Origin of the sequence: Pseudomonas entomophila, assembly GCF_018417595.1 — a bacterium.
Lineage (GTDB): Bacteria > Pseudomonadota > Gammaproteobacteria > Pseudomonadales > Pseudomonadaceae > Aquipseudomonas > Aquipseudomonas entomophila_C.
In genome coordinates this window covers 3,230,247-3,244,773 of sequence record NZ_CP070982.1, presented here as the reverse complement: position 1 = coordinate 3,244,773, position 14,527 = coordinate 3,230,247, and the positions used below count along the sequence as shown (strand labels likewise).

11 protein-coding genes are annotated in these 14,527 nt (G+C 60.7%); 2 read left to right on the top strand and 9 right to left on the bottom strand.

From position 1 onward, the window contains the following. Positions 1-5 precede the first annotated feature (5 nt). The 4 genes from mapR to JYG34_RS14325 form a co-directional block, all read right to left on the bottom strand. On the bottom strand, positions 6-1,415 hold the full coding sequence (gene mapR, locus JYG34_RS14340; protein ID WP_213657066.1) for a GntR family transcriptional regulator MpaR: 1,410 nt from the start codon (positions 1,413-1,415) through the stop codon (positions 6-8). Positions 1,416-1,465: 50 nt separating this feature from the next. Beyond that, on the bottom strand, positions 1,466-2,875 hold the full coding sequence (ccoG, locus tag JYG34_RS14335; protein WP_213657065.1) for a cytochrome c oxidase accessory protein CcoG: 1,410 nt from the start codon (positions 2,873-2,875) through the stop codon (positions 1,466-1,468). A gap of 975 nt (positions 2,876-3,850) precedes the next feature. Next, the gene (locus tag JYG34_RS14330; protein ID WP_213657064.1) at positions 3,851-4,750 is read right to left on the bottom strand and encodes a hydroxymethylglutaryl-CoA lyase; all 900 of its coding nucleotides are present in this window, start codon (positions 4,748-4,750) and stop codon (positions 3,851-3,853) included. Positions 4,751-4,770: 20 nt separating this feature from the next. Beyond that, positions 4,771-5,172 (bottom strand): MerR family transcriptional regulator, encoded by a 402-nt coding sequence (locus JYG34_RS14325; protein ID WP_011534144.1) that lies wholly within the window; start codon positions 5,170-5,172, stop codon positions 4,771-4,773. 216 nt (positions 5,173-5,388) lie between these two features. Between JYG34_RS14325 and JYG34_RS14320 the strand changes: the two genes are divergently transcribed. Further along, on the top strand, positions 5,389-6,081 hold the full coding sequence (locus JYG34_RS14320; protein ID WP_213657063.1) for an alpha/beta hydrolase: 693 nt from the start codon (positions 5,389-5,391) through the stop codon (positions 6,079-6,081). Here the strand turns inward: JYG34_RS14320 and JYG34_RS14315 are convergent. Next, positions 6,078-6,356 (bottom strand): hypothetical protein, encoded by a 279-nt coding sequence (locus JYG34_RS14315; RefSeq protein ID WP_213657062.1) that lies wholly within the window; start codon positions 6,354-6,356, stop codon positions 6,078-6,080. The two genes, JYG34_RS14320 and JYG34_RS14315, sit on opposite strands and share 4 nt — an antisense overlap. A 224-nt stretch (positions 6,357-6,580) precedes the next feature. Here JYG34_RS14315 and JYG34_RS14310 point away from each other — a divergent pair, with 224 nt between their 5' ends. Next, positions 6,581-7,384 (top strand): substrate-binding periplasmic protein, encoded by an 804-nt coding sequence (locus JYG34_RS14310; RefSeq protein WP_213657061.1) that lies wholly within the window; start codon positions 6,581-6,583, stop codon positions 7,382-7,384. Positions 7,385-7,603: 219 nt separating this feature from the next. Here JYG34_RS14310 and JYG34_RS14305 read toward each other — a convergent pair whose 3' ends face one another. The 4 genes from JYG34_RS14305 to JYG34_RS14290 form a co-directional block, all read right to left on the bottom strand. After that, the gene (locus tag JYG34_RS14305; protein WP_213657060.1) at positions 7,604-9,097 is read right to left on the bottom strand and encodes an aldehyde dehydrogenase family protein; all 1,494 of its coding nucleotides are present in this window, start codon (positions 9,095-9,097) and stop codon (positions 7,604-7,606) included. A gap of 423 nt (positions 9,098-9,520) precedes the next feature. Next, positions 9,521-12,115, bottom strand: coding sequence for a leucine--tRNA ligase (gene leuS, locus JYG34_RS14300; protein ID WP_213657059.1), 2,595 nt, complete (start codon positions 12,113-12,115; stop codon positions 9,521-9,523). Between the two features lie 72 nt (positions 12,116-12,187). After that, complete coding sequence (locus tag JYG34_RS14295) at positions 12,188-13,291, bottom strand: fatty acid desaturase family protein (RefSeq protein WP_213657058.1); 1,104 nt, start codon at positions 13,289-13,291, stop codon at positions 12,188-12,190. Positions 13,292-13,337: 46 nt separating this feature from the next. Then, positions 13,338-14,504, bottom strand: coding sequence for an MFS transporter (locus JYG34_RS14290; protein WP_213657057.1), 1,167 nt, complete (start codon positions 14,502-14,504; stop codon positions 13,338-13,340). Positions 14,505-14,527: the final 23 nt, after the last annotated feature.

Here is a 14,527-nt window from a genome sequence, read left to right as displayed (position 1 = left end):
GGCGGCTAGAACGAGCGCACGATCCGTCCGAGGGTTTCCATGGCCTGCTCGGGGCCATCGCCCCAGGGGCTGCCGTAGTTGAGGCGGATGCAGTTGCCGAAGCGTCGGGTCGGCGAGAAGATCGGCCCCGGCGCGATGCTGATGCCCTGGGCCAGGGCCATGTGGAACAGCTTCAGCGCATCCATCTGCTCGGGCAGTTCGAGCCACAGGAAGTAACCGCCGGAAGGTTGGCTGACGCGGGTCTGCGCCGGAAAGTGGCGGCCGATGGCAGCGAGCATGTTGGCCTGCTGGCCTTCCAGTGCATAACGCAGCTTGCGCAAGTGGCGGTCATAGCCGCCGTGTTGCAGGTAGTCGGCGATGGCTGCCTGGGCCGGCATCGAGGCGCAGAGCGAGGTCATCAGCTTGAGCCGTTCGATCTTCTGCGCGAAACGCCCGGCGGCGACCCAGCCGATGCGGTAGCCTGGGGCCAGGCTCTTGGCGAACGAGCCGCAGTGCATCACCAGCCCCTCGGTATCGAAGGCCTTGGCCGGCTTCGGTGCCTGCTGCGAGTAGTACAGCTCGGCATAGACATCGTCTTCGATCAGCGGCACCTGGTGGCGGCGCAGCAGCTCGACCAGTTGCTGCTTCTTCGCCTCCGGCATGCTGGCGCCCACCGGGTTCTGGAAGTTGGTCATGCACCACACGGCCTTGACCGGATGTTTTTCCAGGGTTTGGGCGAGCACGCCAAGGTCCATGCCTTCGCGTGGATGCACCGGGATTTCCACGGCCTTGAGCTTGAGCCGCTCGAGCACTTGCAGGCAGGCGTAGAAGGCCGGTGCCTCGATTGCCACCAGGTCGCCGGGCTGAGTCACCGCCTGCAGGCACAGGTTCAGTGCCTCCAGCGCACCGTTGGTGATCAGCAGCTCTTCCATCGGCAGCATCAGCCCGCCGACCATGTAGCGCAGGGCGATCTGCCGGCGCAGTTGCGGGTTGCCCGGCGACAGGTCGGTGACCACCACGCGCGGGTCCATGGCCCGGCTGGCGCTGGCCAGCGAACGGGCCAGGCGTTGCAGGGGAAACAGCGTGGGGCTGGGGAACGCCGAGCCGAACGGCACGGTGTGCGGATCCTTGATCGAGTCGAGAATGGAGAACACCAGGCCGCTGACATCCACATCGGTGGATTCGCTGACCGGCGCTTGTGCCTGGGGTTCGTTGAACGGGCGTGGGGCGTGGGCATTGACGAAGTAGCCTGAGCGCGGCCGGGCGCGGATCAGGCCGCGGCGTTCCAGCAGGTAGTAGGCCTGGAACACCGTGGACGGGCTGACGCCGTGGGTCTGGCTGGCATAACGTACCGAAGGCACGCGCTGGCCGGGGCCGAGCACCCCGGAGCGGATCAGTTCGGCAATGTCGTCGGCGAATCGTTCGTAGCGTTTCATTGTAGTGATCTGTCGCAACCTGCAGGCAAGGTGAGGGGCAGTGTAAGGGATCAGCGGTTCATCGGCGCCACGAAGCGGCTCGTGGCAACGCTGCGCACGCCGGGTTGATCGCTATCCTGGATCTCGAAGGCCAGCTCCTGGGAGCTGCTGGCCGGGCGATCGGCGAGCATCGCCACCGACACTGGCAGCTCGCTCATTTCACCCGGCGCGATAGAGAATTCGGTGCGCCCGTGCAGTTCGAAGCCGTCGGCGTCCAACAGGCGCAGGCGATAGTGCTGGGTTTGCGGGGTCTTGTTGATGATCTTGAGCAGGTAGATGTTCTCGATCTGGCCCAGGGCATTCTCGCGGAACAGGCCACGGTCCTTGATCACGTCCATCGACACCATCGGGCGCATCTGCAGGGCGACTATCAGCGCGCCGATCATCACCACCAGCGCGGTCGCGTAGCCCAGCAGGCGAGGGCGCAGCCAGTGGGTCTTGCCACCCTGCAGGTTATGTTCGGACTTGTAGCCGACCAGGCCGCGGGCATAGCCCATCTTGTCCATCACCCCGTCGCAGGCGTCGATACAGGCGGCGCAGCCGATGCAGGCCATCTGCAGGCCGTCGCGGATGTCGATGCCGGTGGGGCAGACCTGCACGCACAAGGTGCAGTCGATGCAATCGCCCAGCCCCTGGCCGCGCGGGTCGCTGCCTTTCTTGCGTGGGCCGCGGGACTCGCCGCGGCTGGGGTCGTAGGCCACCGCCAGGGTGTCCTTGTCGAACATCACGCTCTGGAAGCGGGCATAGGGGCACATGTGCATGCACACCGCCTCGCGCATCCAGCCGGCGTTGATGTAGGTGGCACCGGTGAAGAACAGCACCCAGAACAGTGCCACGCCACTGAGCTCGAAGGTGAACAGTTCCTGCGCCAGCGGGCGGATCGGGGTGAAGTAGCCGACGAAGGTCAGCCCGGTGGCCACGCCGATCGCCAGCCACAACCCATGCTTGAGGGTGCGTCGGGCCAGCTTGTTCAAGCCCCAGGGGGCCGCGGCCAGCTTGATGCGCTGGTTGCGATCGCCCTCGGTGACTTTCTCGCACCACATGAACAGCCAGGTCCAGGTGCTCTGTGGGCAGCTGTAGCCGCACCAGACCCGGCCGGCGAATACGGTGATGGCGAACAGGCCGAATGCACAGATGATCAGCAGCGCCGAGAGCAGGATGAAGTCCTGGGGCCAGAATGTCGCGCCGAAGATATGGAATTTGCTTTCGGCCAGGTCCCAGAGCACGGCCTGGCGGCCATTCCACTGCAACCATGCCGTGCCGAAGAACAGGGCGAACAACAGGCCCGCGAAGGCGACCCGCAGGGTGCGGTAGAAGCCGGTGAAGCTGCGGGTGTGAATGCTGCCGTCCGCCTGGCTTTTGCTCTTGTTGGCGGCGGCAGGGGCAATCTCGATGACTCGGAAGGGGATTCTATCGCTCATGGTTCATCGCTCATCAGGCCTCGATCAGGCCTGGGCACTATGGCGTCCGATCTGTTTGCAGCACAGACTCAGGTAGGTCGATAAAAACCATATCAGATGCCTGACGTCCAGCGTCAACCCCTCGAACTACGCAACCTTGAGGGTTTACCAGCAGGTACCTGCGGCTATCTACCGCACCTGCGCCGGTCACACGAGGGCCACAGCAACATGAACGCTTCTTGTAGGAGCCGGCGTTGCCGGCGAATACCGGCATGGCCGGTGCCAGCCACCGTGTTGCCTGCTTCGCCGGCAAGCCGGCTGGCCTTGGTCGTGGCAAATATGGGGATATAGCATGCAGGCCTGGGGCGTGAGGCCACGGCATTGATCAGCACGGTGCTGGTGGAGAAGGTGGAGGGGGAGCGCGAGGGGAATCTGAAGATGAAGAAGGCAGGAAGCACTGAGGGGAGCCGAAGCTCCCCTCAAAGCGTTGTTGCCTGCTCTTTTATTATTATTGGAGACGGGCCTGTTGTTGTTTTTGTCAGCCTTTGCCTCGGTACCGCAGGGCCCCTACCCGGGGCCAAGAGCAAACGTATTTTTTTGAGCGCTGACCTGCGTTCATCCAACGTGATCCAACCGTGACTGCCGCTACCTTGCAGGTAGTTTTATTGTTCTGTGTCCGGTTGCGGGGCGAGCCCCTGAAAAGCACGTCGACTCCAAAAAAATCTGCTTGCTACGCCTCTGCCGTGTTGTTCTTGTTATGTCAGAGCCGTTCTCTATTGTTTTTATTGGGTGTCGCGTTTTTTGTTCTTGTTGTACCAGAGACAAAGCAGGTGGCGTGCCAACTTTTGAAAATCCTTCAAAATCAATGGCTTGATAGAAACAACAAGAAATCATCAGGGTGAAATTCTCTCGATTTGTTTCCCTGTTACCCGATTTTTTCCTAGGCGCCCCGTGGGCGGTAACACTCCACCCACACTTGCGTGACACCTGTATGACTCAGTGCGCGCCTCGCGCACGCGCTACCCGCGAACCGGTCGCACGGCCGAGCACTTCGCTGATCCGTAAACCCGCGGCGATCAAGCGGTCGAGGTCGATGCCGGTGTCGATACCCAAGCCGTGCATCAGGTACACCACATCTTCGGTCGCCACGTTACCGGTGGCACCCTTGGCGTAAGGGCAGCCACCCAGGCCGGCCACCGAACTGTCGAATACCGCGATCCCTTCGAGCAGGCTGGCATAGACGTTGGCCAGGGCCTGGCCGTAGGTGTCGTGGAAATGCCCGGCCAGTTGCCCACGGGGCACCTGGGCCGCGACCACCTCGAACAGGCGGCGGGTAGCGCCGGCGGTACCGGTACCGATGGTGTCGCCGAGCGACACTTCGTAGCAGCCCATGTCGTGCAGGGCGCGGGCGACCGGGGCGACCTGCTCGGCCTGGACCGCACCTTCGTAAGGGCAGCCGAGCACGCAGGACACATAGCCGCGCACCCGCACACCGTGGTTGCGTGCCGCTTCCATGATCGGCTCGAAGCGCTTGAGGCTTTCACTGATCGAACAGTTGATATTGCGCTGGGAGAACGCCTCGGAGGCGGCGGCGAACACCGCCACTTCCTTCACGCCAGCCGCCAACGCATCCTCGAAACCGCGCAGGTTGGGCGCCAGCGCCGCGTAGATGACACCTGGACGTTGCTCGATGCCGGCGAACACCTCGGCGGAGCCGGCCATCTGCGGTACCCACTTGGGCGAAACGAAGCTGCCCACTTCGATATAGCCGAGCCCTGCATCGGTGAGGTCGTCCACCAGCCGCACTTTGTCGGCGACGCTGATGGGCTGGGCTTCGTTCTGCAGGCCGTCGCGCGGGCCGACTTCGACCAGGCGGACTTTTTCTGGCAATGACATGGCGGGGTTCCTGTGGCGGGTCAACGGTTGGGGTGCTGCTGGTTCAGGGTGGCGGCCAGGGCTTGCTCGCAACGCTCCTGGGCGGTGTCCAGCTCCAGGTGCATCTGCTGGATATCGAGCATCTGCTGCTCCAGCTGCGCGCGCCGTTCGGCGATCTTGGCGAGCATGCTGTTGAGCTGCTTGAGGTTGCCGCCGGTGGGGTCGTACAGGCCGATCAGCTCGCGGCACTCGGCCAGCGAGAAGCCGATGCGCTTGCCGCGCAGGATCAGCTTGAGGGTGACTTTGTCGCGGGCCGAATAGATGCGTTCCAGGCCACGGCGCTCAGGGCTGAGCAAGCCCTGCTCCTCGTAGAAGCGAATGGCGCGGGTGGTGATGTCCAGTTCGCGGGAGAGGTCGGAGATGCTGTAGGTCTGGCTGGTCATGCTGGGGCTCGGCGGGTGGAATGGGGATAACCTAAAGCCAGGTTTACGTATACGTCAAGCTTAGGATCGAATCACGCGAATCCAGCGGCTTTGGTAATGAGCGCGGGCGGCGGCCAATGGCTTTGATCTATCGCCATTGCACCACTCGCCTATGCTGTTTCGACGGGTGTGACGCACCCACTTTCCAGCCATGCCACCCTACGAGGGAATGCCTTCATGAGCAGCAAACCTACCGTTGTCCTGGTTCACGGTTTCTGGGGCGGGGCCGCCCATTGGGGGCGGGTGATCGTCGAGTTGGACCGCAAGGGGCACAGCGGCCTGCGCGCCGTGGAGATGCCGCTGACGTCCTTGGCCGACGATGTCGAGCGCACCCGCAAGGTGGTCGCGCAGATCGAGGGGCCGGTGGTGCTGGTGGGGCACTCCTATGGCGGTGCGGTCATCACCGAGGCGGGCAATGCGGCCAATGTGAAGGGGCTTGTCTATATTGCCGCGTTCGCGCCGGACGCGGGCGAAAGCCCGGGTGCTATCACCCAGGAGCATCTGCCAGCCGCAGCACCCAACCTGGCGCCGGACAGTGATGGCTATCTATGGCTCAAGGCCGACAAGTTCCATGAAAGCTTCTGCCAGGATCTGCCGAAGGACGATGGACTGGTCATGGGGGTAACACAGAAGGCGCCACTGGCCAGCACCTTTGGCGACACCATCAGCAACCCGGCGTGGAAGCACAAGCCGTCCTGGTACCAGATCTCCAGCGCCGACCACATGATCCACCCGGACAACCAGCGCAAGATGGCTGATCGATTGAAAGCGAAGAAGGTCATCACGCTGGATGCCAGCCATGCCTCCCTGGCATCAAGGGCGGGTGATGTGGCGAACCTGATCGACGAGGCGGTGAAGGCGCTGAGCTAGCGCTTGCACTGGGCGAGCACCACCTGGCAAGTGCCAGGCGTGCCGCCGGAGCGGCCGGCATAGCGCATGCAACTGTCCATGGACTTCTTGCGTGCCATGGCCAGGGTGTTGCCGAAGGCCAGGCCACCTTCACCGTTGCTGGGCATGGCCTTGGCATAGCAGTTGGAGCCGGCGTTGGCGGTTGCGTAACGGGCTTTGCTGGAGCAGCCCGCGGCAATGGCCAAGCCCAGGGCGAGGGTGCAGAGCAATAGCCAGGAGGCAGGTCTGTCGGTCATGTCGAAACCTTTGTTGGACAGGCCCCGGGCCTGTATGAAATTGGCCTGTTCAGCTTAGCCGTTTCGCCACCGTGGCGCAGCGTGACGATGTACCGCAGCACTGAGGCGCCTGTGGGGAGTGGCTAGTGTCCATTTGTCGTGCAAAATGTGCCATTTGTGCCCTGAGAGGCACTGGACCCCGTCCACTCACTTCCAACGAATGTCCAATGAGCCGAGGGTCGCAAATGAGCGGACGTAATATGGGCCGGTCACTGTGCCTGGTCCTGGCGCTGACGGCCATGGGCGTGCAGGCGGCGGATGACTGCCGGCACCTGAAGGCGACGGGCAACCCCGAGTACCCCCCGTATCTCTGGCGAGATCCGCACAATCCCGGGCAATTGATCGGTGCCAACGCCGACTTGCTCAAGCACCTGGCAGAAGAACTGGGGCTGGTGGTCGATGTGGTGTACGCCGGTCCCTGGTCACGGGCCCAGGAGGAGGTGCGCACCGGGCGCATCGACATACTCGCTGGGTATTTTCTGACTCGGGCGCGTCAGCAGGTCATGGATTTCATAAAGCCCGCCTTCCTGAACACCCCCAGTGTGGTCTGGGTGCGCCAGGGCGATGGCTTTGACTATTCGGGGTGGGCGGATCTGAAAGGGCGTAGCGGGGGCACGCTGGTCAACAACAGCTATGGCCAGCAGTTCGATGACTACGCCCGGGCCAACCTCAATCTCGAGGCGGTGCCCAGCGCGGCGCAGGCGTTCCAGAAGCTGCTGCTCAAGCGTAACGACTATGTGATCTACGAACGCTACCCCGGCATGGCGCTGGCCGAGACCCAGAGCATGGAGAAGCGCCTGGAAGTACTGGACCCGCCGGTTTCCAGCGAGGGTCTGTACCTGGCGCTGTCGCGCAATGTACCCTGCAACCAGCCGGCGCTGCGCAAGCAAATGGCGGAAAAGATGCAGGAGATCGTCGCCAGCCCGTTGCCCGAGCAGTGGCTGGCGCAGAACCTGGCGTTGTGGAAGCAGCAACAGCACCAGGAGTGAGCCGCGGTAGACGGTTGGCAGAGGGCGCTGTTGATCAGCGGGGCGGCCAACTGCCGGGCGAGCGTCATGCAGCGGTTTCGAAATCGAGCGCCGCTCGCGCGGCGCATCGCGGATGAATCCGCTCCTACACCGGTTGCAACGTACCACCATGGTTGCGCGCCCTCGGTACCCTGTAGGAGCGGATTCATCCGCGATCTGGATCGCAGGGACAATGCGGATTCAGAGCTTGATCAGCACCGACTTCAACTCGGTGTAATGCTCGATCGCCGCCGCCCCCATTTCGCGCCCTACGCCAGACAACTTGTAGCCACCGAACGGCAGCGCCGGGTCCAGCGCGCTATGGCAGTTGACCCACACCGACCCGGACTTGATACGCGGAATCATCCGGTGCACCGCCGCCAGGTCGTTGGACCAGATGCTCGCACCAAGGCCATAAGGGTTGTCGTTGGCCATGCGCAGTACTTCGTCGATATCGTCGAACGGCATGGCCACCAGCACCGGCCCGAAGATCTCTTCCTGTACCAGGCGATGGCGCTGGTCGACATCGACGATCACCGTCGGCTTGACGAAGTAGCCTGGGCCAAAGCCCTCGCCACCGCAGGCAATGGTGGCGCCCAGTTCCCGGCCCAGGTCGATGTAGCCGGTAACCCGTTCCTGCTGCCTGGCCGAGATCAGTGGCCCCATCTGCACCGAGGGGTCCAGGCCGTTGCCCAGCTTCATGCCGTTGGCAAGGCCCGCAATATCAGCGACCACGTTGTCGAAATGCTTGCGGTGCACATATAGCCGGGATCCCGCGCAGCACACCTGGCCCTGGTTGAAGAAGATCGCCGTGGCGGCGCCGGCGGCGGCCTCCTGCAGGTTGGCATCGGGCAGGACGATGGTCGGCGACTTGCCGCCCAGTTCCAGGGTGACACGGGTCATGTTGTCCATGGCTGCCTTGCCGATCAGCTTGCCGACCTCGGTGGAGCCGGTGAAGGTCAGCTTGTCGACACCGGGGTGGCGGCTGAGGGCGGCGCCGGCTTCGAGGCCGGTGCCGGTGACCACGTTGAACACACCGGCCGGGTAGCCGGCTTCGTCGATCAACTCGGCCAGCTTGAGGGCGGTCAGCGGGGTCTCGTCGGCGGGCTTGAGGACCAGGGTGCAGCCGGTGGCCAAGGCCGGGCCGAGCTTCCAGCAGGCCAGCAGCAGGGGGAAGTTCCAGGCGACGATGGCACCGACCACGCCCACGGCTTCACGGCGGATGAAACCGTGGAATTCGTCGTTGGGCATCAGCGGCAGTGATGGCTCGACGGTGCTGCCTTCGAGTTTGGTTGCCCAGCCAGCCATGTAGCGCAGGAAGTCGATGGCCAGCTGCACGTCCATCACTTGGGCAACGGCGGCGCTCTTGCCGTTGTTCAGGCATTCGAGTTCGGCCAGTTCCTGGGCGTCGCGTTGCATCAGGTCGGCCAGGCGCCACAGCAGGTTCTGCCGCTCGCGGGGGCGCAGTCGGCTCCAGGGCGAGGCGTCGAAGGCCAGGCGCGCGGCCTGCACCGCCCGGTCCACATCCTCGGAGGCGGCGGCGGGCACCTCGCCAAGCACCTCGCCGGTGGCCGGGTTGCGGAAGGTCATGGTGCGTCCGCTGGCGGCATCCTGCCAGTCGGCGCCGATGCGCATCTTCAGCGTGCGCGCGAGGAAGGCGCGGGTGGCGGGGAGGATGGGCAGTTCGGAATGCATGGGGCGGTGCCTCTTGTCATTGGGGGGGGGAACAGGGCTGGGCAATGGCCGTGCCAATGACTTTTTCCCTGAGCAACCTGTTTAAGGACAAAGAGTTAACGAAGCACAGCGAACGTTATGTGCACAGATCATGTTGCACACTGAGACTGGTTGAGACAGGGGTGCAACAGTGGTGTGTAACGGCTCTGTCGCGGGGTGAGCCAGCTCCCTCGACGGATTTCCCTCATTTCACCTACGGCGTTTTCCAAGCATGCTCTGACTACGTTTGCGCTATCGAAGTGACGGCTAGTTTCGCTGGGTCGGCAAGCGAGGCGGATAGCCATTCTTCAAGGCCTTTCCGGAATCGCCCGTCGAGGCAGAACGAAGAAGCCGGTATTTCGCGAGGAATACCGGCTTTATGGTTTTCAGAGTTCAAGCTAAAGGTCAGACGATAAAGTTTACCAGTCGGTTAGGTACCACGATCATTCTTTCGATGCTTTCAAGATGTTTACTCAACGCTGTATCGGACAGCGCCTGGACACGGATCGCGTCATGGTCGGCATCGGACTGGATCAGAATTTCCCCGCGCAGTTTGCCATTGACCTGTACCATCATCTTCACTTCGTCCTGCTTCAAGGCATCGCTGTCTGGGGTCGGCCATGCGCTGTCGTAGATTGCGCCGGCGAACCCCAAGTTCTCCCAGAGTATCTGGGAGATATGCGGTGTTACAGGATGCAGTACTTGCAAGAGAATGGACATGCCTTCCCGGCAGACCTGGCGTCCGGCGCCATGGGCACCCTCCAACACTTTGAGCAGCTTCATCGCGCCTGATACTACGGTGTTGTACTGCATCCGCTCGTAATCGTTATTGATTTGCTGCAGCAAGCTGTGGGTCATGAAGCGCACACGCCTGGCTTGTGCGGCGTCCACCGTCAAGTCGCTACCTGCATTCGAGCGCGTCTGCTCGTCAACGGCGAAACTCCAGAGGCGACGCAGAAACCGGTAGGCCCCTTCGACACCGCTGTCGCTCCAGATCGTGCTTTGGTCAGGTGGGCCGGCGAAGATGGTGAACAATCGGGCAGTGTCTGCACCAAATCTGTTGATAATGTCCTTGGGCTCGACCACATTGTTCTTCGATTTAGACATTTTCTCCACGCCACCCAGGGTGACGGGCAAGCCATCCTCGATCGCTGTCGCGCTGATTGGACGGCCTTTTTCGTCGTAGTGAACCGACACTTGCGAAGGGTAGAACCAGCGTCTGCTACCGTCCTCGGCCTTGCGGTAGTAGCTTTCTCGCAGCAGCATGCCCTGAGTGAACAGATTCTTGAACGGTTCACTGAAGTCCACCAAGCCCTCGTCGCGCATCACCCTGGTCCAGAAGCGGGCGTATAACAAGTGCAGCACCGCATGTTCGATGCCTCCGATGTACTGGTCGATGGGCATCCAGTAGCGATTGCCGGGCCCGACCATCGAAGTGTGGCAGTCAGGGTCGCAGTAGCGCATGAAATACCAGCTTGAATCGACGAAAGTGTCCATGGTGTCCGTTTCCCGTAGCGCGGGTGCGGCGCAACTTGGGCATGCGACGTTGCGGAATGCCGCATGCTGCAGCAACGGATTACCACTTCCATCGGGAATGCAATCGGTTGGCAAAACTACGGGCAGGTCCGCGTAGGGGACTGGAACATCGCCACAGTGTTCGCAATGAATGATCGGAATCGGGGTTCCCCAGTATCGCTGCCGAGATATTCCCCAGTCACGCAGGCGCCAGGCGGTGGCTTGCTCGCCGCGCCCACGCTCGGCCAAGGCATTGGTAATCGCCAAGGCCCCTAGTTCCACCGAGAGGCCATCATAGGTACCTGAATTTATCAGGTGACCTTCCCGGCTGCTGTAGTGCTCCATCCATGTCTCAGGGGCATAGGGAACGCCATCGGTCGTGATCACAGGCCGCACGGGTAAACCATACTGGCGGGCAAAGTCGAAATCGCGCTCGTCGTGGGCCGGTACCCCCATCAAGGCGCCTTCTGCATATTCGCTGAGTACGTAGTTGGTGATCCACACCGCGATCGGTTCGTCGGTCAGGGGATGCTCAACGTGCAAACCACTGGGGATGCCGAGCTTCGCTTGTGCGCCGGCAGCAGGGCTGGCTTGCGCTGTCTGGCGATATGACTGGACCTGCGGCTCGAGTCGTGGGTCGAGTTCGGCGGCGCGCCTGGCCAGCGGGTGCTCCGGGGAAACGGCGCAGAATGTCACGCCCATCAGCGTATCGACACGCGTGGTGAACACCCACAGCTTGCCCTCGTCGATCAACTGACCGTGTGCATCTTTGATTGCGTGGCCAAATGCCAGGCGCACTCCACTGGCCTTGCCAATCCAGTTACGTTGCATGGTACGCACCATAGCTGGCCAACCCTCAAGGGTATCGATGGCTGACAGCAGTTCCTCGCCATACTGGGTAATGCGCAAGTAGTAACCGGGAATCTTGCGTTTTTCCACGAGCGCGCCGGATCGCCAGCCGCGACCATCGACGACTTGCTCATTGGCCAGTACGGTTTGATCAACAGGATCCCAGTTGACAACCTGGGTTTTCTTGTAGACCACGCCCTTTTCCAGCATTTTCAAGAAGAACCACTGGTTCCACTTGTAGTACTCGGGATCGCAGGTGGCGATTTCCCGTGACCAGTCGAATGCCAGCCCGAGCGGCTGCATCTGCGACTTCATGTCGGCAATGTTCATCCGTGTCCACTGAGCAGGCGATACACCCGACTGCATCGCAGCGTTTTCCGCCGGCAAACCGAACGCATCCCACCCCATCGGCATAAGGACGTTGTAGCCCTTCATTCGCAAGTGGCGGGCCAGCATGTCATTGATCGTGTAGTTGCGCACATGGCCCATGTGCAACTTGCCGGAAGGGTAGGGCAGCATGGAACAGGCATAGAACTTTGGTCGACGCTCGTCTTCGGTAGCCTTGAATACCTCGCGGTCACGCCATTCGGCCTGTGCCGTGCTTTCAACCCAGGCGGGATCATACTGCTGTCGCATAGGGATTCCTCGATAGTTTTAGCGCCGAACGACAGTCATTCGCTCGGCTCACACGTTCTTGTAAGAGACGGCTTAGTCGTGATGAACACTTTCTACAAGTGGAAGCGCTTGTGGCACATTCATAGCATTTGGACTTGCAACGCGCATTGCTTCTTTGCGTCCTCCCGCCAGCCAGCCACGAGGCCACGCGCTGAAGGCACGAGGCGGCTTGTACTTGGCTTTCAGCGAACGTACCAGACCACCGTGAGTAATCAAGCAGAAATTCGGCTCGAACTTCCGCATATAGTGTGGGATTTTATCCCATGGCACTGTAGGAAAAATATGATGGGCGCCATGGTAGTTGAAGTTCATCAGGCACACTCGCTCAAAAAATAGCGGGACCTTAACGTTTCGCGCAAACAAGGAATCATTGATGGGTGTCTGGTAGTGTGCAAAGCTGTCCAGCACAGTGAGTATGAATGCTCTGAGCAAATAGAGGATCACCAGAACCCACCAATTGACGCTGTACAGGAAAGCACTGCAGGCCAGCAGCAGCAAGGTGCACGCACCTTCGGTGCGCAGAGCATTCAATTTCCTGTTGCGCAGAGTGATGGACAGCGCCGAATGGTCTGAAGGCACTACAGTCGAGCCGTAGATGAAACTCATCAGCGGATGGATGAAACGGGTCGGCAAGAAACAAACGATCGTGGTGAGTACGAAGTCGTGCCAATACGCACCAATTAATTTGCGGTAGTAATAATTGATGATCTTGCGTGTCGATCGGCCCGGGGCAATATAGATTTCGTCGCAATCATGCTCGGTGCGACTGATGCGGTGATGCCGCAGATGATCGAAGCGTTGCAGGTCGTAGGCAATGCCCATGAACACCGCCATCACCTGGCCCATACGCCGGTTTCTTCCGGGGGCCGGGTGCAGCAGACCGTGTATTGCCTCATGAACCATGACGCCAGTGGTCGAAGAGAACAGCAAGGTGGGCAACAGGGTCAAAATGAACCATGAGTTTATCGAGATTAGCAGGGGGGCAACGAGAAACTGATAACCGTTGACCAGTATTAGAAATACGAAGATCACGTTGTTGGTCGTGACGTCGATATCGTCGAAATTCCGAGTTTTGACCAAGGGTGGATTGCCACGATACAAACGCTCGTACAGGTCCTGCGCCATTGTCTCGCTCATGCTGAAAGCACCTCTTCCTTTTGATGTCTGAAAAGAGCCTCCTGGCTCAACTGCCTCGAGGGGATGAAGCCTGTGAAGCAATGGCTTCCCGACCCAGCAACAAGCAGATACCTCCGAGCAACAGCCCCAGCAGTCCGTAGAGGCTCCAACTCAATGTAAATCCGACGTGGGAGATCAAGGAGGCGCCCAGTCCCACCGAGACCATCCTGGCGAGCGCGAGCAAAATGGGAATCAGTGAAAATAGGCTAGCTTGGGTCTGCAATGATGTCTGTTGGGAAATCAACGCGGTGATATGGGTGATGCCGAGAATTTCACCCATCGTCCAGAAGAGCACAAACGACAGAATCCATACGGTATGCTCGAAAAATGCGTATGCACCAAATCCGATACCGTAGAAGACTCCTGCAACTGCTAGATTGGTGAGTGGGCTGAGTCGAGAAGTCAACGCTATGAGGGGCTGCGTGATCAAGATGACCAGCAGAGCGTTGACGATGCCCACCGCAGCGAAAGTGCTCGCTGCACTGTCAACCGCAATATCATCGAGCCACAATGGCAGCTGATACTCACGCTGGGCATCCAATATCGACAAAGAAAAAAACAGAGCGCCGGCGACGAGCACGATCTTAGGTATGTTGACCATGTTGCGTATGATCCCGCGTCGTGTTGCGTGCGTAGAAATTTGTCGCTCAGGCAGCGTCAGGAAAACGCTCGCCAGGAAACATGCAATGCTGACGCCGACGGCGAACACCATCAGGTAATGACTGTGCAAACCAAGTAGATACCCGCCGATGACGAACAGCAGTGCGGCTCCCAAGTTGCTGGCCAGGTGCAGGTAGCCGAAGGATGCAATACGGTTGTCGTCGTTCGCCGCCAGCGAAGTCAGCATGCTGAACACCGGCGTGATCACGCCGGCGCACAGTATGAACATCAGGACCATGGCTATGGATGTTGACGGCGCGTTGAACAACATCGCGAGCAACAAAAAGATCGACGAGCACAAGGATGTGCCCAGCAATAGCGGACGATAGGAGCAGCGGCTGGCCAATGCCCCTCCCAACAAGTTGCCCGTCAGGTAGAAAGCCGATACCAGCGTTATGACCAGCGCTACTGCCGAGCCATCGAGCAGGTAGTGGCGGCTGAAAAACAGGGCTGCGAATGGCCCCAACGCATTGGCCATGACGAAAAGCAGACGAAGCACGATGATGCTGCGCATCGTCGGAGATAGCCCGACCCCCT

Coding starts and splice junctions, on each gene's coding strand:
- mapR (WP_213657066.1), bottom strand. CDS start 1,415: ATGAAACGCTACGAACGATTCGCCGACGACATTGCCGAACTGATCCGC.
- ccoG (WP_213657065.1), bottom strand. CDS start 2,875: ATGAGCGATAGAATCCCCTTCCGAGTCATCGAGATTGCCCCTGCCGCC.
- JYG34_RS14330 (WP_213657064.1), bottom strand. CDS start 4,750: ATGTCATTGCCAGAAAAAGTCCGCCTGGTCGAAGTCGGCCCGCGCGAC.
- JYG34_RS14325 (WP_011534144.1), bottom strand. CDS start 5,172: ATGACCAGCCAGACCTACAGCATCTCCGACCTCTCCCGCGAACTGGAC.
- JYG34_RS14320 (WP_213657063.1), top strand. CDS start 5,389: ATGAGCAGCAAACCTACCGTTGTCCTGGTTCACGGTTTCTGGGGCGGG.
- JYG34_RS14315 (WP_213657062.1), bottom strand. CDS start 6,356: ATGACCGACAGACCTGCCTCCTGGCTATTGCTCTGCACCCTCGCCCTG.
- JYG34_RS14310 (WP_213657061.1), top strand. CDS start 6,581: ATGAGCGGACGTAATATGGGCCGGTCACTGTGCCTGGTCCTGGCGCTG.
- JYG34_RS14305 (WP_213657060.1), bottom strand. CDS start 9,097: ATGCATTCCGAACTGCCCATCCTCCCCGCCACCCGCGCCTTCCTCGCG.
- leuS (WP_213657059.1), bottom strand. CDS start 12,115: ATGCGACAGCAGTATGATCCCGCCTGGGTTGAAAGCACGGCACAGGCC.
- JYG34_RS14295 (WP_213657058.1), bottom strand. CDS start 13,291: ATGAGCGAGACAATGGCGCAGGACCTGTACGAGCGTTTGTATCGTGGC.
- JYG34_RS14290 (WP_213657057.1), bottom strand. CDS start 14,504: ATGCGCAGCATCATCGTGCTTCGTCTGCTTTTCGTCATGGCCAATGCG.